The sequence below is a fragment of the Microbacterium binotii genome (genome assembly GCF_021398715.1).
GTDB classification, from domain to species: domain Bacteria; phylum Actinomycetota; class Actinomycetes; order Actinomycetales; family Microbacteriaceae; genus Microbacterium; species Microbacterium binotii_A.
In genome coordinates this window covers 2004510-2026069 of sequence record NZ_CP090347.1, presented here as the reverse complement: position 1 = coordinate 2026069, position 21560 = coordinate 2004510, and the positions used below count along the sequence as shown (strand labels likewise).

20 protein-coding genes are annotated in these 21560 nt (G+C 70.0%); 13 read left to right on the top strand and 7 right to left on the bottom strand.

Translation table 11 applies throughout. From position 1 onward, the window contains the following. The first annotated feature begins 22 nt into the window (after positions 1-22). Positions 23-241 (top strand): response regulator, encoded by a 219-nt coding sequence (locus tag LXM64_RS10150; RefSeq protein WP_234073108.1) that lies wholly within the window; start codon positions 23-25, stop codon positions 239-241. Further along, complete coding sequence (locus LXM64_RS10145) at positions 238-864, top strand: CYTH domain-containing protein (protein WP_234073107.1); 627 nt, start codon at positions 238-240, stop codon at positions 862-864. The genes LXM64_RS10150 and LXM64_RS10145 overlap by 4 nt, the downstream gene beginning before the upstream one ends. A 59-nt stretch (positions 865-923) precedes the next feature. Here LXM64_RS10145 and lpdA read toward each other — a convergent pair whose 3' ends face one another. Beyond that, positions 924-2324: a dihydrolipoyl dehydrogenase gene (gene lpdA / locus LXM64_RS10140; RefSeq protein WP_234073106.1), complete on the bottom strand. Its 1401-nt coding sequence runs from the start codon at positions 2322-2324 to the stop codon at positions 924-926. A gap of 9 nt (positions 2325-2333) precedes the next feature. Beyond that, positions 2334-2999, bottom strand: coding sequence for a copper resistance CopC family protein (locus LXM64_RS10135; RefSeq protein WP_234073105.1), 666 nt, complete (start codon positions 2997-2999; stop codon positions 2334-2336). A gap of 148 nt (positions 3000-3147) precedes the next feature. Between LXM64_RS10135 and LXM64_RS10130 the strand changes: the two genes are divergently transcribed. The 3 genes from LXM64_RS10130 (at position 3148) to LXM64_RS10120 (ending at position 4971) form a co-directional block, all read left to right on the top strand. Then, a complete protein-coding gene (locus LXM64_RS10130) occupies positions 3148-3636 on the top strand; it encodes an FHA domain-containing protein (RefSeq protein ID WP_137416707.1) in 489 nt (162 codons plus the stop codon). Continuing rightward, positions 3636-4328, top strand: coding sequence for a MerR family transcriptional regulator (locus tag LXM64_RS10125; protein ID WP_234073104.1), 693 nt, complete (start codon positions 3636-3638; stop codon positions 4326-4328). Before LXM64_RS10130 ends, LXM64_RS10125 begins: the two co-directional genes overlap by 1 nt. A gap of 97 nt (positions 4329-4425) precedes the next feature. Further along, the gene (locus LXM64_RS10120; RefSeq protein WP_137416709.1) at positions 4426-4971 is read left to right on the top strand and encodes a MerR family transcriptional regulator; all 546 of its coding nucleotides are present in this window, start codon (positions 4426-4428) and stop codon (positions 4969-4971) included. A gap of 93 nt (positions 4972-5064) precedes the next feature. Here LXM64_RS10120 and LXM64_RS10115 read toward each other — a convergent pair whose 3' ends face one another. Beyond that, entirely contained in the window at positions 5065-5877 is an 813-nt protein-coding gene (locus LXM64_RS10115) for a ParA family protein (RefSeq protein WP_137416710.1), read from the bottom strand. A 107-nt stretch (positions 5878-5984) separates the two neighbouring features. Between LXM64_RS10115 and LXM64_RS10110 the strand changes: the two genes are divergently transcribed. Genes LXM64_RS10110 through def form a run of 3 tightly spaced genes read left to right on the top strand, consistent with a single transcriptional unit; the run spans position 5985 to position 11399 of the window. Continuing rightward, entirely contained in the window at positions 5985-9392 is a 3408-nt protein-coding gene (locus LXM64_RS10110) for a pyruvate carboxylase (RefSeq protein WP_234073103.1), read from the top strand. A gap of 49 nt (positions 9393-9441) precedes the next feature. Continuing rightward, the gene (locus LXM64_RS10105) at positions 9442-10911 is read left to right on the top strand and encodes a MinD/ParA family ATP-binding protein (protein WP_234073102.1); all 1470 of its coding nucleotides are present in this window, start codon (positions 9442-9444) and stop codon (positions 10909-10911) included. Continuing rightward, positions 10908-11399, top strand: coding sequence for a peptide deformylase (gene def / locus LXM64_RS10100; protein ID WP_234073101.1), 492 nt, complete (start codon positions 10908-10910; stop codon positions 11397-11399). Before LXM64_RS10105 ends, def begins: the two co-directional genes overlap by 4 nt. A 54-nt stretch (positions 11400-11453) precedes the next feature. Here def and LXM64_RS10095 read toward each other — a convergent pair whose 3' ends face one another. Beyond that, complete coding sequence (locus tag LXM64_RS10095; RefSeq protein WP_234073100.1) at positions 11454-13289, bottom strand: AMP-dependent synthetase/ligase; 1836 nt, start codon at positions 13287-13289, stop codon at positions 11454-11456. A gap of 171 nt (positions 13290-13460) precedes the next feature. Here LXM64_RS10095 and LXM64_RS10090 point away from each other — a divergent pair, with 171 nt between their 5' ends. From LXM64_RS10090 to LXM64_RS10080, 3 genes are read left to right on the top strand one after another with little or no spacing between them, the layout of a single operon-like run. Continuing rightward, positions 13461-14411, top strand: coding sequence for an ROK family glucokinase (locus LXM64_RS10090; RefSeq protein WP_234073099.1), 951 nt, complete (start codon positions 13461-13463; stop codon positions 14409-14411). 2 nt (positions 14412-14413) lie between these two features. Then, positions 14414-15136, top strand: a complete 723-nt coding sequence (locus LXM64_RS10085; protein ID WP_234073098.1) for a lysophospholipid acyltransferase family protein — start codon at positions 14414-14416, stop codon at positions 15134-15136. 4 nt (positions 15137-15140) lie between these two features. After that, the gene (locus LXM64_RS10080; RefSeq protein WP_234073097.1) at positions 15141-16478 is read left to right on the top strand and encodes a class II 3-deoxy-7-phosphoheptulonate synthase; all 1338 of its coding nucleotides are present in this window, start codon (positions 15141-15143) and stop codon (positions 16476-16478) included. 72 nt (positions 16479-16550) lie between these two features. Here the strand turns inward: LXM64_RS10080 and pknB are convergent, their stop codons facing one another. Beyond that, on the bottom strand, positions 16551-18491 hold the full coding sequence (gene pknB, locus LXM64_RS10075) for a Stk1 family PASTA domain-containing Ser/Thr kinase (protein ID WP_234073096.1): 1941 nt from the start codon (positions 18489-18491) through the stop codon (positions 16551-16553). A 68-nt stretch (positions 18492-18559) separates the two neighbouring features. Continuing rightward, the gene (locus tag LXM64_RS10070) at positions 18560-19516 is read right to left on the bottom strand and encodes a lytic transglycosylase (protein WP_234073095.1); all 957 of its coding nucleotides are present in this window, start codon (positions 19514-19516) and stop codon (positions 18560-18562) included. A gap of 153 nt (positions 19517-19669) precedes the next feature. Here LXM64_RS10070 and LXM64_RS10065 point away from each other — a divergent pair, with 153 nt between their 5' ends. Then, positions 19670-20014 carry an Rv2175c family DNA-binding protein gene (locus LXM64_RS10065; protein ID WP_234073094.1) on the top strand — a complete coding sequence of 115 codons (345 nt, stop codon included), beginning with the start codon at positions 19670-19672 and terminating at the stop codon, positions 20012-20014. Between the two features lie 12 nt (positions 20015-20026). Here the strand turns inward: LXM64_RS10065 and LXM64_RS10060 are convergent, their stop codons facing one another. After that, on the bottom strand, positions 20027-21115 hold the full coding sequence (locus LXM64_RS10060) for a polyprenyl synthetase family protein (protein ID WP_234073093.1): 1089 nt from the start codon (positions 21113-21115) through the stop codon (positions 20027-20029). Positions 21116-21180: 65 nt separating this feature from the next. Here LXM64_RS10060 and LXM64_RS10055 point away from each other — a divergent pair, with 65 nt between their 5' ends. Then, the gene (locus LXM64_RS10055; RefSeq protein WP_234073092.1) at positions 21181-21546 is read left to right on the top strand and encodes a DUF3040 domain-containing protein; all 366 of its coding nucleotides are present in this window, start codon (positions 21181-21183) and stop codon (positions 21544-21546) included. The last annotated feature ends 14 nt before the right edge of the window (positions 21547-21560 follow it).

Sequence of the window (21560 nt, the reverse complement as noted above, 5' to 3'; positions counted from 1 at the left end):
CGCGAGGTCTAGGCTGGGCGGCATGGCTATCGCACGACTGACCGGAGGCCCCCTCGACGGGCAGGTCATCCCTCTGGAAGAAGGCGTCGACGACGCGCTCATCGTCCCCTACGGCGAGGGGCAGCTGGTCTACCAGCGTCAGGCGGCCGACACCGACGCCGACGGCCCGCAGCAGGAGGTCTTCGCCTTCGTCGAGACGACCGAACCGGTCAATCCCGACGAAGAAGACCGCAACGAGTGAGCGCACCCCACGAGCCGACCCGCTCGGTCGAGATCGAGCGCACCTACGACGCGGACGCCGACACCCCGCTGCCCGACTGGTCGACCCTGCCCGACGTGGCGAGCGTCGATGCGGCCGAACGGCGTGACCTCGACGCGCGGTACTTCGACACTCCCGCCCTCGACCTCGCCCGCGCGAAGGTGGCCGTCCGCCGCCGGACGGGCGGTCACGACGCCGGTTGGCATGTGAAATCGAGCGCGCCCGAAGGCCGTCACGAATGGGGCTGGCCGATCGTCGACGAGGAGTTGGCGGTGCCGGATGCAGTCGCGGACGCGGTCGCGAACTGGGCATCGGGTCCCTTCGTGCAGATCGCCCGCATCCGCAACAACCGCACGGCGTACCTGCTCCGCGACGCCCACGGTGGAGTGGTCGCGGAGGTGGTGGACGATCGCGTGCGCGCGAGCCAGGCCGCGACGGGTGCCGAGAGGGCGTGGCGGGAGTGGGAGGTGGAGCTCGGACCGGCCGCTCCGGCCGACCCCGAGTGGCGGACGAGGTTCTTCGCCGCGGCCGACGCACTGGTGACCGCCGCGGGCGGCACGGTGTCGGCATCCGATTCGAAGCTCGGTCGCGCTCTCGGGCGCTGACCCCTGAACGCAGAAGGCGCCCTCCTCACGGAGGGCGCCTTCTGCGTGAGATTCGAGGATCAGAAGTTGATCATGTGTCCCGCGAGGCCGTGGAACGCCTCCTGCAGCGCCTCGGACAGCGTGGGGTGCGTGTGCACGTTACGCGCCAGTTCGAGTGCGGTGAGGTCCCACTTCTGGGCCAGCGTCAGCTCGGGCAGCAGCTCCGACACGTCCGGTCCGATCATGTGGCCGCCGAGCAGCTCGAGGTGCTCAGCGTCCGCGATCAGCTTGACGAACCCGACGGGCTCGCCGAGTCCGTGTGCCTTGCCGTTGGCCATGAACGGGAACGTCGCGACCTTGATCTCGCGACCGGTCTCGCGCGCCTGCGCCTCGGTGAGGCCGAAGGAGGCGACCTGCGGCGAGCAGAACGTCGCCCGGGGCATCATCCGGTAGTCGCCGAGCGCCATGGTCTCCGCCTTGCCGATCGTCTCGGCCGCAACGACACCCTGCGCCTCGGCGACGTGGGCGAGCTGCAGCTTGGCGGTGACGTCGCCGATGGCGTAGATGTGCGGCACGTTCGTGCGCATGTAGTCGTCGATCGCGATGGCGCCGCGGTCGGTGAGGGCGACTCCGGTCTTCTCGAGTCCGAAGCCCTCGACGCGCGGGGCGAACCCGATCGACATGAGCACCTTGTCGGACTCGATCGAACTCTGCGCGCCGCTCTTGTTGTCGGTGTAGGTCACGGTGACCTTGTCGCCGGAGTCGACGACCGACTCGACCTTGGTGGAGGTCAGGATGTCGATGCCGTAGTTGCGGTACTGCTTCTGGATCTCCTTCGACACGTCGGCGTCCTCGTTGGGAAGCGCGCGGTCGAGGAACTCGATGATCGTGACCTTCACGCCGTAGTTCGACATGACGTACGCGAACTCCATGCCGATCGCGCCGGCACCGACGATGACGATCGAGGACGGGAGCCCGCGGGAGAGGATCTGCTCCTCGTAGGTGACGACGTTCTCGCTGAGGGTCACGCCCGGAAGCAGACGCACCGTGGACCCCGTGGCGATGATGACGTTGTCGAAGGTCACGCGCTCGGTCGAGCCGTCGCTCTTCGCGACGTCGATGGAGTGGTCGTCGACGAAGGTCCCGCGGCCGTCGTACTCGGTGACCTTGTTCTTCTTCATCAGGTAGTGGATGCCCTTGACACGGCCCTCCGCCACCTCACGGCTGCGGTCGAACGCCACGCCGTAGTCGAAGTTCACCTCACCGGTGATGCCGAACAGCTTGGCCTTGTGGGCGAAGGTGTGGGCGAGCTCCGCGTTCTTGAGAAGCGCCTTGGAGGGGATGCAGCCGACGTTGAGGCAGACACCGCCCCAGTACTTCTCTTCGATGACGGCGGTGGAGAGGCCGAGCTGTGCGCTGCGCACGGCCGCGACGTACCCGCCGGGGCCCGCGCCGAGGATGACGACGTCGTAATGAGGCATGCGTCCAGCCTATCGCTCGGTGGAGTTCGAACGGCCTGCCGTCCGCTCGCTCGCGGCCTGCTTCTGTTGGCGCGCCCTGGCCCCCAGAAGCCACACCACGAGGCCGATCGCGATGAGCACGACCACGGCTCCCACGATCCAGGGCCAGATCGGCGCGGACTGGTCGGAGGTGGGGGTCGGTGTGGTGAGGGTCGTCATCTCCGGCTCCGGCGTGGCGGTCGCCTCCGGCGTCGCGGCGGCGGTCTCGGTCGGGGTCGGAGTCGCCACCGGGGCCGCGTCGGACGTGAACGCGAACTCGCCGGCGATCGGGTGGCCGTCGCTGGAGACGACGCGCCAGGCCACCGAGATGGCGCCGCTGGCGGAACCTGTCAGCGGCTGGGTGACGACGTTGGCGCTGACGGTGGGCGCCCCGTCCGTCAGCGAGGCGCCGGAGGCGTCGGTGACCTGGACGACGGTGGTGGACGCGTCGGAGAGCAGGTCCCCGCTGAAGGTGAGGGTGAGCGCCGCGGGAAGCGCGTCGACCGTGGAACCCGACGCGGGGTCCGAGGAGACGAGCTCGTCGTGGGCGAACGCGGGCGCTGTGCCCAGCAGCACCCCGCCGGAAGCGATCAGAAGCGTGGCGAGAGCGGCGACGAGTGCGCGCACGGGACGGCGGCGAGAGGTCTGGGAAGTCACGGCGACGAGCCTATCGCCGCGTGCTTTCGACCGGCTGTGCGTCACGGGACGCGGGATCGCGGGGATGCATGCCGCGCGAAGAATCCGCTCCCGTCCGCGATGTCAGGCAGAGGGTCCGATCGGTTAGGCTGGGTGAGAGGAGGACGACGTGGACGAGCAGTACAGGCCCCGCCCGGACAGCATCCGTCGCGAGAGCGACCGAGCCGTGCCGGCGCACGACACCACGCAGACCTTCGGGCACGACTCGGACCTGTCGTTCGTGCCGTTCGGAAGCGAGCTGAGTGAACCCGAGCTCGAGGCGATCGAGGCACTCCCTTCGGGTGCCGCATTGTTCATCGTGCGTTCCGGGCCCACCGCGGGAGCCCGCTACCTGCTGGACACCGATGTCACGACGGTCGGCCGGCATCCGGACGCCGACATCTTCTTCGACGACGTCACCGTCTCGCGCCGTCATGCCGAGATCACCCGTGTCGGGCGTGCGTTCGAGATCGTCGACCAGCGTTCGCTCAACGGCACCTACGTCAACGGCGAGCGCGTCGACCGCGACACGCTCAGCAACGGCGCAGAGGTGCGCATCGGCAAGTTCCGACTCAACTTCTTCGTCTCGCCCGCAGACCTTCCGGCAGTCGAAGGCTGATGGCGGCGGTCTCCGCCCGCGGCCGCAGTGAGGCCACGGGCCTGCTCAGTATCGGGCAGGTGCTTGCGCGGCTGACCCCCGAGTTCCCCGCGCTGACCTCGTCGAAGTTGCGCTTCCTCGAGGTGCAGGGCATCGTCACACCGCGACGAACCGAGACCGGCTACCGCAAGTTCACGCCGAAAGACCTCGAGCGGCTGCGGCTGGCGCTCACTCTGCAGCGCGACCACTACCTGCCGCTCGTGGTCATCCGCGAGTACCTCGACGACCTGGATGCGGGGCGCGATCCCGCATCTCCCGCGGGCGGCGTGCCGCGATCGATCGTCCCCGCCGCGCGTCGCTACCGCCGTGACGAGTTGCTGCGGACGGCGGGGGCCGGGACCCAGTTGCTCAACGACGCACTGAGCACGGGACTCATCGTCGGCGGAGAGACCTACGACGAGCAGGCGCTCGCCATGCTGCGTGCGCTCGTCGCCCTCGACCGTCACGGCATCGAACCGCGCCACCTGCGTGCGGTCAAGCAGAGCGCCGATCGTGATGTCTCGCTCGTGGAATCGGCGCTCGCGCCGCTGCGTCGCCGCACGGATGCGGCCTCGCGCGGGCGCGCCGCGGAGACCGCTCCCGAGCTCGCCCGGCGCATCGCCGATGTTCGCGAGGCGCTCGTGCGCGCCTCGCTCGAGCGGCTCGAAGGATGATCGCGCGACACGCCGAATCTTCGAGGCGGATGTCATTGCCGGAGGGGGAGGCCTCCTCTAGCGTGGGAGTAACCCGCGACACGAAGGAGGCGCCCGCATGACCGCTGGCGAACCGCTCGGCGAGATCCCCCTCGCTGCCGACCTCCTCTTCACTGACGGTCTGCCGCAGATGGACGACGAGGTCGGATATCGCGGCGCCGTCGCAGCGCGCGCAGCCGGCATCACCTACCGCCAGCTCGACTACTGGGCGCGGACCGAGCTCGTCGAGCCCACGGTCCGCGGTGCGTCGGGGTCGGGATCGCAGCGTCTTTACGGCTTCCGCGACATCCTCGTGCTCAAGCTCGTCAAGCGTCTGCTCGACACCGGCATCTCACTGCAGCAGATCCGCACCGCGGTCGAGCAGCTGCGGGTCGCCGGCATCCGCGACCTCACCGGAACGACTCTCATGAGCGACGGTGCGTCGGTGTATCTCTGCACGTCCAACGACGAGGTCATCGACCTCGTCAGCCGCGGCCAGGGTGTCTTCGGCATCGCCGTCGGCAAGGTCCTGCGCGAGGTCGAGTCCACGCTCGTCTCGTTCGATCCGCAGGTGCCGGACCCCTCCGACGAGCTCGCTGCTCGCCGCACGCGCCGCACGGCCTGAGATCCGGCCGCCGGCACCGCGTGGGCAGCGCGGTGGTTGCTCGGGATGTGAAAAGAGCCGCCGACCCTCAGGTCGACGGCTCTCGCACGAGAGTCACTGCGCGGGCGCGTCCTCGGGGGTCGCGATACGCCCCGTGCGCATGATCCGGTCCAGCAGTGCATCGAAGTCGGCCGCGAGCTCCTGAGCCGAGTCGCCGGGCCAGATGTGCAGGGGCTTCGCCGCACCCTGTGCCTGCTGCAGCGAGGTGCGCTCGGGCAGTTGGGGGGAGAGCACGAGCGGACCGAACATGTCGCGCAGCTCCTTGATGCGGAACTGGTGCTCGATGGACTGGGGCCGAACGCGGTTCACGACGATGCCCAAGGGCTGAAGCCGCGGCGAGAGACCGCGGCGGATCTCCTCGATCGCGCGGAGGGCGCGGTCGGCGGCGGCGACGGAGAACAGGCCCGGCTCCGTGATCACGACGACCCGGTCGCTGGCCGCCCAGGCCGTTCGGGTGAGTGCGTTCAAGGACGGCGCGCAGTCGATGAGGACGAGGTCGTAGTCCGCCTCGACCGTGGCGAGGGCCTCTTCGAGCTTCCAGACATCGCGCACGCTCGGGTGCGGTCCGTCGAAGTTGATGGCGGACGGGCTGCCGATCATGACGTCGATCGTGCCCGGGTGCACCTTCGTCCAGCCGCTGGAGGTGATCGCCTGCTTGACGACCTTGTCCTTGGGGTTGGCGAGGACGTCGGCCACGTTGAGGCGGCCGGCGACCTGGATGTCCATGCCGGTGGAGACATCGGACTGCGGGTCGAGGTCCACCACGAGGGTCCGCACGCCGCGCGCGAAGGCCGCCGAGGCGAGACCGAGTGTCACGGTCGTCTTGCCGACGCCGCCTTTGAGGGAACTGACGGAAAGGACGTGCACGCTTCCCTACGTTACCGTCCCCTAGGCTGTGAGCACACTCAACGATGTGTGAGGCGGCGAACCCGGCCGCCGGACGCCCCCCGCCCCACGACGGATGCGAGGTCCCCATGTTCCGGAAGATCCTGGTCGCCAACCGCGGCGAGATCGCGATCCGCGCCTTCCGCGCGGCATTCGAAGTCGGGGCCCGCACGGTCGCCATCTATCCCTACGAGGACAGGTTCTCCCTCCACCGGCTGAAGGCCGACGAGGCCTACCAGATCGGCACCCGGGGAGCCCCGGTGCGGGCGTACCTCGACGTCGAGGAGATCATCCGCGTCGCGGTCGAGTCGGGGGCGGACGCCATCTATCCGGGCTACGGCTTCCTCTCCGAGAACCCTCAGCTCGCCGCCCGCGCGGCCCAGGAGGGCATCGCCTTCATCGGCCCGCCGGCCCGCGTGCTCGCGATGGCCGGCAACAAGGTCACCGCCAAGCAGCACGCGCGGGGTGCGGGTGTGCCGGTGCTCCGCTCGAGCGAGGCCTCCGACGACGTCGACGCGCTCCTCGCGGCGGCGGAGGAGATCGGGTTCCCGCTGTTCGCGAAGGCCGTCGCCGGCGGCGGCGGGCGAGGGATGCGGCGCGTCGAGACCGTGGCCGAGCTCGGTCCTGCGCTGGCCGAGGCGATGCGCGAGGCGCAGAGCGCCTTCGGCGACCCGCGGATGTTCCTGGAGCAGGCCGTGCAGCGCCCCCGGCACATCGAGGTGCAGGTACTCGCCGACGTGGCGGGGGAGACCGTCCACCTGTACGAGCGCGACTGCTCGGTGCAGCGCCGCCACCAGAAGGTCATCGAGATCGCGCCGGCGCCCAACCTCGACGACAGCGTGCGCGCCGACCTGCACCGCTACGCCGTCGCCTTCGCCCGATCGATCGGCTACGAGAACGCCGGCACGGTGGAGTTCCTCCTGGAGACCGCCGGCCCTCGCACCGGCGAGGTCGTCTTCATCGAGATGAATCCCCGCATCCAGGTCGAGCACACCGTCACCGAGGAGGTCACGGACGTCGACCTGGTGCAGGCCCAGATGCGGATCGCCGCGGGAGCCACGCTGGCAGAACTGGGTCTCACACAGCCCGAGATCCCGCTGCGCGGCGCTGCGCTGCAGTGCCGGTTGACGACCGAGGACCCGACGCAGGGCTTCCGCCCCGACACCGGCAAGATCACGACGTACCGGTCGCCGGGTGGCGCGGGGATCCGGCTCGACGGCGGGACGACGGCGGCGGGTTCGCAGATCAGTCCGCACTTCGACTCGATGCTCGCCAAGCTGACGTGTCGCGGTCGCGACTTCCCGGCGGCCGTGGCCAGGGCGCGCCGGGCGCTGGCGGAGTTCCGCATCCGCGGCGTCTCGACCAACATCCCGTTCCTGCAGGCGGTGCTGGACGACCCGGCGTTCGCGGCCGGGGACATCAGCACCTCCTTCATCGACGAACGTCCCGAACTGCTGCGCGGCCGCGAGTCGAAGGATCGCGGTTCGAAGATCCTGAACTGGCTCGTCGACGTCACGGTCAACCAACCGCACGGGACGAGGCCGGTGACGGCGTCGCCGACGGCGAAGCTCCCGCACCTCGACCTGCGCGAGCCCGCGCCGGCGGGCTCCCGGCAGCGCCTGCAGGAGCTGGGGCCGGCCGGATTCGCGGCCGATCTGCGCGCCCAGACGCGGCTCGCGGTCACCGACACGACGTTCCGCGACGCGCACCAGTCGCTGCTGGCCACGCGGGTGCGCACGAAGGATCTCGCCACCGTCGCCCCCTACGTCGCCCGGCTGACCCCGCAACTCCTCTCCGTGGAGGCCTGGGGCGGCGCCACGTACGACGTCGCGCTGCGCTTCCTCGGCGAGGACCCCTGGGAGCGCCTCGATGCACTGCGCCAGGGCCTGCCCAACATCGCGATCCAGATGCTGCTGCGAGGGCGCAACACGGTCGGCTACACGCCGTACCCGACGGCGGTGACCGACGCCTTCGTCGCGGAGGCCGCCGCATCCGGGGTCGACATCTTCCGCATCTTCGACGCTCTCAACGACGTGACACAGATGCGCCCGGCGATCGACGCCGTGCTCGCCACGGGAACGGCCGTCGCCGAGGCCGCGCTCTGCTACACCGGCGACATGCTCGATCCGGGCGAGGATCTGTACACCCTCGACTACTACCTGCGTCTGGCCGACGAGATGGTCTCCGCCGGAGCGCACATCATCGGAATCAAGGACATGGCGGGCCTGCTGCGTCCCGCCGCCGGAGCTCGCCTGGTCAGCGCACTCCGGGAGCGCTTCGACGTTCCCGTCCACGTGCACACCCACGACACAGCCGGCGGCCAGCTGGCGACGCTCCTCGCCGTCAGCGCGGCAGGAGCCGACGCGGTGGATGCCGCGGCCGCGCCGATGTCGGGCACCACGAGCCAGCCGTCGCTCTCGGCGCTGGTGGCCGCCCTCGCCCACACCGAGCGCGACACCGGCATCCCTCTCGCCGCCGTCGCCGACCTCGAGCCCTACTGGGAAGCGGTGCGTCACCTCTACCACCCCTTCGAGTCCGGACTGCCCGGCCCGACGGGACGCGTGTACCGGCACGAGATCCCCGGCGGCCAGCTGTCGAATCTGCGTCAGCAAGCCATCGCCCTCGGGCTGGCGGAGGACTTCGAGCTGATCGAGGACATGTACGCCGCGGCGAACGACATCCTCGGACGCGTTCCCAAGGTGACTCCGTCATCGAAGGTCGTCGGCGACCTCGCGCTGCACCTGGCCGCGGTCCGCGCCGACCCCGCCGACTTCGCGGAGAACCCGCAGAACTACGACATCCCCGACTCCGTCGTGTCGTTCATGGCGGGTCAGCTGGGCGACCTGCCGGGCGGATGGCCCGAGCCGTTCCGCACGAAGGTGCTCGCCGGCCGCACGGTCGCCGACGCCTCGGGAGCCCTCGACGAAGCGGATTCGGCGGCGCTGGCCGAGCCGGGCGCAACCCGGCGCACGACCCTCAACCGGCTGCTGTTCCCCGGCCCCACCCGCACGTTCCACGAGGCCCGCGACGCCTACGGCGATCTGGCCGTGCTCGACACGGCGGACTATCTGTACGGGTTGACCCCCGGCGGCGAGCACGTCGTGGAGATCGAACGAGGCGTGCAGCTGTGGGTCGGTCTCGAGGCCATCGGTGAGCCCGATGACAAGGGCATGCGCACCGTCATGACGACCCTCAACGGTCAGCTGCGACCGGTCTTCGTGAGGGACCGCTCCATCGCGGTGGAGGCTGCCCCTGCGGAGAAGGCGGACACGTCCAAGGCCGGTCAGATCGCCGCGCCGTTCTCCGGTGTCGTCACGCTCAAGGTGATGCCGGGGGCGAGGGTGCGGGCGGGAGAGGCGGTCGCATCGATCGAGGCGATGAAGATGGAGGCGGCCATCACGAGCCCCATCGACGGCGTCGTCGACAGGCTCGCGATCGGGTCGACCCAGCAGGTCGAAGCGGGCGACCTTTTGGTCGTCGTCAAAGGCGCGCATTAGCCTGAGGTGGGCGCCGGCTCTGCGGCGGCCCGTTGGGAGTACCTAAGCCATGCCTGATCGTGACGATCAGATGACCGGCCACGACGACGACATCCTGGACCAACCGGTCCGCGTCGACGCGGCCGGCATCGACATTCTCGGAACCCAGACCGCGCAGGTCGCGGTGACTCTGCCGGTCGCCGATGACGACGACGGACTCGACGACGACGTCGTCGCCGACGAGACGGTCCCCGCGGCCGAGCCCGTCGTCATCGCCACGTTGGAGGACACGGGCGAGTTCTCGCCTGTGCGCACCGTCGACCTGGACGTCCATGATGCGGAGATCGAGCCTCCCGTGGCCGAAGAGCCCCCGACCCCGGTCGTGCGCGCGCCCGAACCCGCCGCGGCGACTCCGACCACGCGGGTGCGTGTTCCCGCGGCGGCGGCCGAGCCGGTGCCGGCGCCGGCGGCGACGCCTGCTCCGCCCGCGACGGCTGTGCCCACGGTCGCGACGCGATCCGAGCCGGCACCCGTGGACGCCACGCCCGCCCCCGTCACGCTCGCGGCACGACGCGTCGATCAGGAGGAGTCGAAGCGCGAGAGCGCCGATCTGCTGACGGCTGATCGCCTGTTGGAGACCGACCGTCTGCCCAGACGCGAGCCCGAGGGTGCGTGGCCGAACCTGGTCTACACGCTCAGCCGCGGACGGGTGCGCCTCGGCGACAGCCGCCGCTCGCGCGAGCGGCGCGCGCTCGATGAGCGGATCGCCGCGCCCCTCGACGGCGGTGCACGCTTCGTAGCTGTGCTCTCGCGCAAGGGCGGTGTCGGCAAGACCACCGTGACCGCTCTGCTCGGCATGGCGCTGGCGGACGCCCGCGATGACCGGGTCATCGCGCTGGACGCGAACCCCGACCGCGGCACGCTCGCCGAGCGCGTGGGTCGCCCCAGCGGCAAGACCGTGCGCGATCTCGCAACCCATGCCGCCCCGATCCATGGATTCAACGAGATCTCGGCGATCGTGGCGCGCGACGACACCCGCCTGGACGTCCTGGCCTCCGACACCGATCCCCACGTGTCAGAGGCGTTCGACGACGCGGACTACCGCGAGGTCGCCGCTCTCGCCGCGCACTACTACTCCATCGTGCTGACCGACACCGGCACCGGCATCGTGCACTCGGTGATGGATGCGACGCTGGAGGCCGCCGATTCGCTCGTCATCGTGTCCGGGCTCAGCGTCGATGAGGCGCGTCTGGCGTCCGAGACGCTCACCTGGCTGGAGACGAACGGCTACACGGCTCTGGCGCGTTCGGCGGTCGTCGTGCTGAACGCGTCGCGCCCGGGTGCGCCGCTTGTGCGTCTGGACGAGTTGGAGGAGCACTTCCGCTCGCGTGTGCGTCAGGTCGTGCGCGTGCCCTATGACGCGCGCATCGCCACGGGCAGCGCGATCTCCTTCCGCGACCTCCAGCCGGCGACACGTGCCGCGGCGCGCCAGCTCGCCGCCGTCGCCGTCGAGGGGCTGCGCGCGGCGGCGGCATCATGACGGTACGCGCCATCCGACTCTTCGGGGACCCCGTGCTCAAGACCCGCGCGAGCGAGATCACCGACATCGACGAGGGCGTGCGGGCGCTCGTGCGCGACCTCGTCGAGACCGTCGAGCTGCCGGGCCGGGCCGGGGTGGCTGCCCCGCAGATCGGTGTGGGCCTGCGAGCGTTCAGCTACAACGTCGACGGCGAGATCGGGTACATCCTGAACCCGGTGCTCGTCGAGGTCTCGGGGGAGCCGCAGCTGACGGGCGAAGGATGCCTCTCCGTGCCGGGTCTCTGGCACGACGTCTCCCGCTACCCGCACGCGAAGGTCGTCGGGGTGGATCTCGACGGCAACGAACTCGTGCTGGAGGGCGACGGCCTCATGGCGCAGGCGCTGCAGCACGAGACCGACCATCTCGACGGGATGCTGTACCTGGACCGGCTCGACAAGGAGCGCCGACGTGTGGCCTTGCGCGAGGTGCGCGAGAGCGACTGGTTCTGACGCACGGAGGAGGGGCCCGCATCCGATATCGGATGCGGGCCCCTCCTCCGTCTCTCAGGGCAGCGGGACGTTCTGGGTGGTCTCCTCGGGAGCCCGGTACAGCTGCTCGACGTCGTCGGCGAAGTCCGCGAGGATCACATTGCGCTTGATCGACAGCTTCGGCGTGAGGTGGCCGCTGGCCTCCGTCCACTCCGTGGGCAGGATGACGAACTTGCGGATCGACTCCGCGCGGGACACGCCGGCGTTGGCCTTGTCGATGGCCTGCTGCACCTCGGCCCGGACGGCGGGGTCATGAGCCGCCTGGGCGAGGGTGAGGTCCTTGGGGCGGCCGTTGTTCTCCAGCCAGGTCGGCAGCATCTCGGGGTCGAGGGTGACGAGGGCCGAGATGAACGGCTTCTGATCGCCCACGACGACGACCTGACCGATGATCGGGTTGGCCCGGATCGGATCCTCGAGGGCGGCGGGCGCGACGTTCTTGCCGCCCGCCGTGACGATGATCTCCTTCTTGCGGCCGGTGATCGTCAGGTAGCCGTCGTCGTCGAGCGAACCGAGGTCCCCGGTCTTGAACCAGTCGCCGTCGAACGCCGCGGCCGTCGCCTCCGGGTTGCGCCAGTACTCCTTGAAGACGTTCACGCCGCGGACCTGGATCTCGCCGTCCTCGGCGAGCCGGATGCCGACACCGGGGATCGCGGGGCCGACGGTGCCGATCTTGGACCGTGTGGCGAGGTTCACCGTGGCGGGCGCGGTGGTCTCGGTCAGGCCGTAACCCTCGAGGATGTGCACGCCGAGACTGTGGAAGAAGTGGCCGAGGCGCGGACCGAGGGGCGCGGAACCGGAGACGGCGTAGCGCACCTGGCCTCCCATCGCGTCGCGCAGTTTGCTGTAGACGAGCTTGTCGAACAGGGCGAACTTGATCTTCATCCCCAGCGGGATGCGTCGTCCGTCCTGGAGGTAGGCGGAGTGATCGATTGCGACCTGCGCGGCCGCGCGGAAGATCTTGCCCTTGCCACCGGCTTCCGCCTTCTGCTCGGCCGAGTTGTAGACCTTCTCGAACACCCGCGGGACGGCGAGCAGGAAGGTCGGCTTGAAGGAGCCGAGAGCGGCCAGCAGCTGCTTCGTGTCGGGCTGGTGGCCCGTCTTGACACCCGCGTGGATGTTGAGGATCGAGATGAAGCGCGCGAACACGTGCGCCGTCGTGATGAACAGGACGGTGGATGCGCCGGGGGTGTTGACGACCTCCTTCAGCGAGGTCGCGGAGTTGCGCGCGAGCTCGACGAAGTTGCCGTGCGTCAGCACGCATCCCTTCGGTCGGCCGGTCGATCCCGAGGTGTAGATGAGTGTGGCGATGTCGGCGGATTCGGCGAGAGCGCGCCGGCGCTCGATCTCCTCGCCGGGCACGGCGGAACCGGCCGTGACCATCGTGTCCAGGTCGCCGGCGAACATCTGCCACGAGGAGCGCACGAGCGGGAGCTTGTCGCGCACCTCGGCGAGGCGGGCCGCGTGCTCGGCCGTCTCGACGAGGCAGGCCACCGCGCCGGAGTCGGACAGGATCCACTCGATCTGGCTGGGCGAGCTCGTCTCGTAGATCGGCACCATGACGGCGCCCGCGTAGAAGAGCGCGAAGTCGACCAGGGTCCAGTCGTAGGTCGTGCGGGCGAGGAAGCCCACCTTGTCGCCGGGCGCCACACCTGCCGAGACGAAGCCCTTGGCGAGCGCGACGACCTGGCGCTCGAACTCCCGCGCCGTGATGTCGCGCCAACCGTCTCCGTCGGGTACGGCGAACAGGGGGCGGTCGGGAGTCGCGCGCACGCGCTCCACGAGCAGGTCGCTCACGTTGGCGTGCGGGTCGGCGGGGACGATCGCGGGCACTTCGAACACTGTTGCGCTCATGTCGGCAGCTCCTTCGGTACCGGACGGGTTGCTATGAGACGCAAGTCTACGCATGCGTGGAACTGAGTCCCACCGTTGCGAGCGTCGCGAGGACTTGTTCCGGCCCTGCGGAAGGCGATCTGCCGTGCGCCGACTAAGCTTCTGGAGGCCTTACCGGACGAAGGGACGACAGTGTTCGCAGTGGGAATCGACATCGGCGGAACGAAGATCGCCGGTGGCGTGGTCGACGAGCACGGCACCATCGTCCGCAGGGCGCGTATCGCGACGCCCGCGGATGTGGCGGGCATCGAGGCCGCCGTGGCGCAGATGATCACGGAACTGTCTGCGGGCGAGCAGCTCGTGGCGGGTGTCGCGGCCGCGGGCTTCATCGACCGGGAGCGTTCGACGGTCTACTTCGCCCCCAACATCGCCTGGCGCGACGAGCCGCTGCGCGAGCGCATCGAACAGCGCACCGGCGCGCGCGTGCACATCGAGAACGACGCCAACGCGGCAGGCTGGGCGGAGTACCGCTTCGGAGCCGGCGAGGATCTGCGCGACGTCGTCATGCTGACGCTCGGCACCGGCGTCGGCGGCGCCGTCGTGGTCGACGGCAATCTTCTCTCCGGTGGCCACGGCGTGGCCGCGGAGCTCGGGCACATGCGCCTCGTCCCCGAGGGGCGTACGTGCGGATGCGGTCAGCGTGGCTGCCTCGAGGTGTACGGCTCGGGTCGTGCTCTCCAGCTCGAGGCGCGGGAGATCGCCGTCGACGCGGAGTTCGGCATCGGTGCGCGCCTCGCGGCGGCGTCCCGCGAGGAGGGCGGGCTCACCGGTTCCGCCATCTCGCGCCTCGTCCAGGACGGCGACCCCGGCGCGCTCGAGGCGCTTCGCCGGATCGCCGTCGCCGTCGGCACGGCGTGCGGCGGTCTCGCCGCCATCCTCGACCCGGAGCGCTTCGTCATCGGCGGGGGAGTGTCCCAGCTCGGCGATGTGCTGCTCGAGCCGATGCGGGAGGCCTTCGCCGCCGCGATGCCCGCGTATGGTTATCGTCCGGTCGCCGATTTCCAGGTGGCCCGTCTCACGAACGATGCCGGCGTGATCGGTGTCGCGGATCTGGCTCGACGCCGGGCGGTCGCAGGGGGCTGACAATGTTCTACTGGCTGATGAAGTACATCGTGATCGGACCGATCGTGAAGGCGATCTTCCGGCCGTGGATCGTGGGCCGGCGCAACATCCCCGCAAACGGCGCGGCCATCCTCGCCAGCAACCACCTCTCCTTCGCCGACTCGATCTTCCTGCCGCTGATGATCGACCGGCCGATGACCTTCCTCGCCAAGAGCGACTACTTCACCGGCCGCGGCATCAAGGGCTGGGCCACACGCGTGTTCTTCAAGGCGACGGGGCAGATCCCGATCGATCGCTCCGGCGGCAAGGCCTCGGAGGGCTCTCTCAACACGGGCCTGCAGGTGCTCGGGCGGGGTGACCTGCTCGGCATCTACCCGGAGGGCACCCGCAGCCCCGACGGACGCCTGTACCGCGGGCGCACGGGCATCGCGCGCATGGCGCTGGAGGCCCGCGTCCCCGTCATCCCGGTCGTGATGGTGGACACCGACACGGTCATGCCGATCGGCCAGCGTCTTCCGCGTATCGGCCGCGTCGGCATCGTGATCGGCGAGCCGCTGGATTTCTCCCGGTTCGCGGGGATGGAGGGCGACCGTTACGTTCTCCGCTCCGTCACCGACGAGATCATGGTCGCCCTGCAGCGCCTGGGCGCGCAGCGTTACGACGACGTCTACGCCTCCACGGTCAAGGACCGGCTGGCGACGTCCTCGCAGCACGGGCTCGACACGCCCGCGGCGTCGCTAGACTGAGCGAATGCCCCACAGCTTGGACCCGCTCGATCACTGGCGCTCACTGCCGATCAAGCAGCAGCCCTCCTGGCCCGACGCCGACGCTGTCGCGGCCGTCTCGGCCGAACTCGCCACCCTTCCGCCGCTCGTCTTCGCGGGAGAGGTCGACCGTCTTCGGGACCGCCTCGCAACCGCGGCCTACGGGCGAGCCTTCCTCCTGCAGGGCGGTGACTGCGCCGAGACGTTCGCCGGTGCCACGGCCGAGCAGATCCGCAACCGCATCAAGACGCTGCTGCAGATGGCGGTGGTGCTGACCTACGGCGCGTCGATGCCGGTCGTGAAGATGGGGCGTATGGCGGGACAGTTCGCCAAGCCGCGCTCGAGCGACACCGAGACGCGCGGCGACGTCACGCTGCCGGCGTACCGCGGCGACATCGTGAACGGCTACGATTTCACGGAGGGCTCGCGTACCGCCGACCCCCGACGGCTCGAGAAGGCCTACCACACGGCCGCCTCGACGTTGAACCTCATCCGCGCGTTCACGCAGGGCGGCTTCGCCGATCTCCGCGAGGTCCACAGCTGGAACCGCGGCTTCGCCGAGAACCCGGCCAACCAGCGCTACGAGGGCCTGGCTGCGGAGATCGATCGCGCCATCAAGTTCATGGAGGCGGCGGGAGCCGACTTCGACGAGCTGCGCCACGTCGAGTTCTACACCGGCCATGAGGGCCTGCTCATGGACTACGAGCGGCCGCTGACCCGCATCGACTCCCGCACGGGGACGCCGTACAACACGTCGGCTCACTTCCTGTGGATCGGGGAGCGCACGCGCGATCTCGATGGCGCCCACGTCGACTACTTCTCGAAGATCCGCAACCCCATCGGTGTGAAGCTCGGTCCGTCGACGACCCCCGAGACCGCGCTGGCGCTCATCGACAAGCTCGACCCCGAGCGGGAGCCCGGCCGCCTCACCTTCATCACCCGGATGGGTGCGGGCAAGATCCGCGACGCACTGCCGCCGCTGCTGGAGGCAGTGAAGGACGCGGGCGCCACGCCGCTGTGGGTCACCGACCCGATGCACGGCAACGGCATCACGACACCCACCGGTTACAAGACGCGTCGCTTCGACGACGTGGTCGACGAGGTGCGCGGCTTCTTCGAGGCCCACCGCGCCACGGGTACCCACCCGGGCGGGATCCACGTCGAGCTCACCGGCGACGACGTGACGGAGTGCCTGGGCGGTTCGGAGATGATCGACGAGGCGACCCTCGCGACCCGTTACGAAAGCCTGTGCGACCCGCGCCTGAACCACATGCAGAGCCTGGAGCTCGCCTTCCTCGTGGCGGAGGAGCTCGAGAAGCGCTGAGCTCGAACGTCGAGAGCCGCCCCGCATCCCTGCGGGGCGGCTCTCGCGTTACATGCGGGGGAGCGGTGCGGCTCAGCCGGTCAGGCTGAGAACGAGGCTGACATTCGCGTTCTTGCGGATCCTGTCCTCGTCGGTCGGATCCTGCGACACGACCTTCGCGACGTTCGGCGCAGCGTCCCAGTAGCCTGCGTACTTCGCTTTGAATCCGGCTTGTTCGAGCGTCTTCTTCGCCTCGCTCAGCGTCATACCGACCACGTTGGGTACGGGGAACAGGGGAGGGCCGTCCGAGATGATGAGCTGCACGGTGTCATCCGGACGCCAGTCACCGCCGCCCTCACGCGCGGAGATCCCGATCACACGACCTTCATCGATCGTCTCGCTCGTCTGAGACGCGCTGTCACTGGATACCGCCAGACCGACCGACGTGAGGGTCTTGGTCGCGTCCGACACGCTCATCCCGGCGACGTCGGGTACCGGGCCGCGGGAGACGGTGAAACTCGCGCCGTCTCCCTCGTGCAGGGTGCAGCCGTTCGAGCAATCGATCGCGTCGCCGCCGGCGGCAGGGGTGACGGCCGCGGCGACGACGGTACCGTCGGCCGCGTCGGTGAACACGTACTGCGGATCGCCGACGGAGACGCGCACCTGCTGCATCGCGGCGGTCGCCGCATCCAGTGTCATGCCGGCCAACGCGCCGACGTCGTGCGGCTGCGGTCCTTGGGACACCACCACCCGCACGAGCGATTCCTTCTCGACGCGCTCACCGCTTCCGGGCTCGGTGCGGATCACGGCGCCCGCGGCGACGTCGAAGCTGTACTCGTCCGCCCGTTCGACCTGCAGACCGCGATCGACGATCTCGGCCTGGGCGGCTTCGAAGCTCTGCCCCTCCAGCGCGGGTACGGCCACCAGCGAGCCGGGGCCGGAGCCGAACCACCAGCCGATCCCGCCCGCGAGCGCTGCCAGCAGCACGACGAGTGTCAGCAGCCATGCCCCCTTGACCGATCGTCGACGCGCGCGCCGGCGCAGCAGCGTGGCGTTGTCGACGTCCTCCGCGACCGCCGTGGGCCCGGTGGCTCCGAGCGGAAGGGCCTTGGTCAGTTCGCCGGAGTCCAGGCGGTCGTCGCTCACGGCCGTGCCGACGGCGAGCGTGCGCGCGACCTGCGGCGCGATCCCGAGCTCGCGCTCGATCGCGCGCAGACGCTGCAGCATCTGATCCGCGTCCACGGGCCTGGCGTCGGGGGAGCGCTCCGTCGCCCACAGCACCAGCTCGTCGAGCTGCTCCGGCACCGCCGGGTTCTTCACGCTCGGTCGGGGAACCGAATCGGTGGCGTGCTGATAGGCGATCTGCATGGGCTGCTCGCCCTTGTACGGCTGCTCGCCGGTGAGCATCTCGTAGAGCAGGATGCCGAGGGCGTAGATGTCGCTGCGCGCGTCGGCGCTGCCGCGGGTGACCAACTCGGGCGCGAGGTACGCGATCGTTCCGAGCAGCATCTGCCCGCTCGCCGTGTTCGCGGTCGTGGCGCGGGCGAGGCCGAAGTCACCGATCTTGATGCGCCCGTCCTCGGCGAGGAGCACGTTCTCGGGCTTGACGTCGCGGTGCACGATGCCGGCGCGATGCGCGGCGGCCAGACCGGAGAGCACCGCATCCATGATCGTGATGGTCTGCGGAACCGGGATGCGGCGCTGCTCCTTCATGAGCTCGCGCAGGGTGATGCCCGGGAGGTACTCCATGACGAGATACGCCATGTCGCTGTCCTGGCCCTGGTCGAACACGTTGACCACGTGCGGGTCGGCGAGGCGGGCGGCCGCCCGGGCTTCCTGGATGAAGCGACTCTGGAAGACGGTGTCGTCGCTGAGGTGGCCGTGCATGACCTTCAGGGCCACGCGTCGTTCGAGGCGCAGATCGGTGGCGACGTAGACGGTCGCCATGCCGCCGCGGGCGATGCGGGAGCGCACGCGGTATCGGCCGTCGACGAGACGGCCGATCAGCGGGTCGGTGCGCTGGCTCGTGCTCACGGTGAGAGTCTACGGAGCGGTCGCTGTGAGCTCCGGCAGCGGCTCACCGCTGATCCCGCCCTCGTGCGTCACCCGAGGGCGGCCAGCCAGGCGAGAGAAGGCTGCTCCCACCGGGCATAACGATCCGGATACGCCGAGATCTGCACCGCCTGTGCCGCGTCCGCGTAGGTCATCGACTCCCACCCGGGGATGTCGAGCAGTCCGCGCGTCCGGTTGCCGTTGGGGTCGGCGGGACCGCCGAAGAACGCACGGGTGGCGCGTTCCGCGTCGCGCACCTCCTCGATCGTGCCCCACCCGGTGGAGGGGCGCTGCTGGAACAGGCCCTGCGAATCGCGGTCGCCCCAGTCGAGGTTGCGCAGCCACGACTCCTGCATGGCGGTGCCCAGTGCGATGGCGATCCCGCGCTCGGGAACGCCCATCTCGCGCCCGACACGGATGATGGTGCGTGCGTTCTGAGCCTGCTCGGCGTCCAGTTCCAGGCCGGCCGGAGCCACGGCGGCCGGTGCCGGTGCGGCGGCCGGTGCTGAGGCGGCCGGCACGGTGACCGTCTGACCCGGGTAGATGATCGAGTCCCAGGTGAGACCGTTGGCGGCGAGCACCGCCGCCGCCGTCGCGCCGTGACGACCGGCGATGCCGCTGATCGTGTCGCCCGCGACCACCGTGTAGGACGTGCCGGCGGGTGCGGGTGCGGGGGCGGGTGCCGGAGCCGGCGTGGCCGCGATGGGAGCGACGAGAGACAGCACCTGACCGGGACGGATGAGCGAGTTCTCCCACGACAGCCCGTTCCACGAGAGCACGTCGGCCGTGGCGAGTCCGTAGCGCGCAGCGATCGCGGCGACCGATTCGCCGGACGCGACGGTGTGGGTGGCCGGCGGCGGGGTCTGGGCGGGGCGGGGAACGCCCTGACGCGACGGTTCCACCGTCGCCGCGTGCGCGGGCGTGGCCATGAGGGTGAGCGCGACCGTGCTCACGAGGGCGGAGGCGCCGATGACGGCGCGCGGGTGGGGGGAGACGTCCACCAACATGGTCGTCCTCTCTTTCACATCCGGGGGTTCCGCCACCCTGACACGCGTGTGTACGGAGGTCAACGGAAGTGACGGGTGTGACAGATGAGATCTCTCCCATCTTTCGACACGCGCTCGGCGCGGTGCGCGGTGCGCGGATGAGAACATGGACGGGTGAGTTCCGACACCCCTGTCCCCACCGAATGGCTTGCGCTGCCCGATCTGGTCGAGCTGACCGGTGAGTCGCTGAGCCGCGTCCGGCGTCTGCTCGACGAGGGCTATCTGATCGGCTCGCGTCGTGAGGGTTCGTTCCGCGTGCCCAGCGTGTTCCTCGTCGACGGAGCGCCGCTGTCGTCGCTGCGCGGCACGATCTTCGCGCTGCGGGATGCGGGACTGACGGACGATGAGGCCATCGACTGGCTCCTGGCCTTCGAGGACTCGATCGGGCAGGCGCCGATCACATCGCTGCTTCAGGGGCGCAAGAGCGAAGTGCGCCGCGTCGCCCGAGCCCTCGGCTGAGCGCCGTCGCCGTCAGGAGCGCCGCTGGGTCGCCGCGCGGGCGAGATCGCGCAGCTCGCTGACCGTCGCGTTCGCCAGCGGAGCGGCCGACAGCGCACGATCCGCCTCGTGCACATAGGCGGTGATCAGCCGCTCCACGCGGTCGACGGCACCGCTGTCGATGATCGTTCGCTGCAGCGCGCCGATCTGCTGTGCGTCGAGGCCCGGATCGCCCAAGAGCTCGTCCAGGGTGCGGCGCGGGCCCGGCCCGAGCGCCTCGCGGGCGTAGGCGATGAGTACCGTGCGCTTTCCTTCGCGCAGATCGTCGCCGGACGGCTTGCCGGTCTCGGCGGCGTCGCCGAAGACTCCGAGGACATCGTCGCGAAGCTGGAACGCCATGCCGACCGGATGTCCGAACGCGCTCAGCGCGTCGAGCTGTGTGCGATCGGCGCCGGCCAGGGCCGCTCCGATCCGCAGCGGCTGCTCCACGCTGTAGCGGGCGGACTTGAGCGAGGCCACGCGCAGCGCACGATCGGCGTGCGTCGTGTCGTCGGCCACCGCGAAGGCCGATTCCTCGGCGATGTCGAGGTATTGCCCGATGGTGACGTCGCGCCGCATCCGGGCGTACTCGGCGCGCGCCGCGGCCGCATGGTCCGTCAGCGCGAGCCCCTCCTCGAGGAGGTCGTCGCTGAAGGCCACGAGCAGATCCCCGCCGAGGAGGGCAGCCGAACGGCCGAAGCCGGCGGCGTCGCCCGCCCATGACCGCGCGGAGTGCTGCGCCTGCAGGGCGCGGTGCATGGCGGGGCGTCCGCGGCGGGTGTCGGAGTTGTCGATCAGGTCGTCGTGGACGAGGGCCGCTGCCTGGAAGATCTCCAGCGCGGCAGCCGTCGCGACGACCGCGTCGGGCGGCGTCGCTCGGGGTGCGACGCGCTCGGCGACGGCCCGCCATCCCGTCACGCAGAACCGCGCGCGCAGGCGCTTGCCGCCGGTGACGGTGTCGCGCACATCCTCGACGAAGGCCAGAGCGTCGGGTCCCATCGCCCCCGCGGCCTGCTCCTGCGATCCGAAGAACGTATCCAGTCGCTGGGAAACCGCTTCGATCGCGTCTGTGGTCCTCGACACGGGCCTAGCCTAGTTCGACAGGCGGCGCGTAGAATCCAAGCATCGCCGTGACCCTAGGGGGACGAATGCCTCTCTCCGAACAAGAGCAGCGCCTGCTCGACGAGATGGAACGCCATCTCATGAGCAATGACGCCGACGTCGTCAGCGCCCCGCAGGGCGGACGCGCGCTCAGCTACCGCAACATCGTTTACGGGACGATCCTCGTGCTCGTGGGACTGGGTGGGCTGATCGTCGGGCTCTCCACGCAGTTGATCGTGGTGGGCGTCATCGGCTTCATCGTCATGCTCGGCGGCGTCATCTTCGCGCTCACCCCCTCGAAGACCGCTCGTCCCAGCGCCGCCCCCCGTGCCGGCGGCTCGTCCTCCCGGCCCTCGGCCGGATTCATGGACCGCATGAACGACCGATGGGACCGCCGCCAAGAAGGCCGCTGACCCACCGCTTCTCA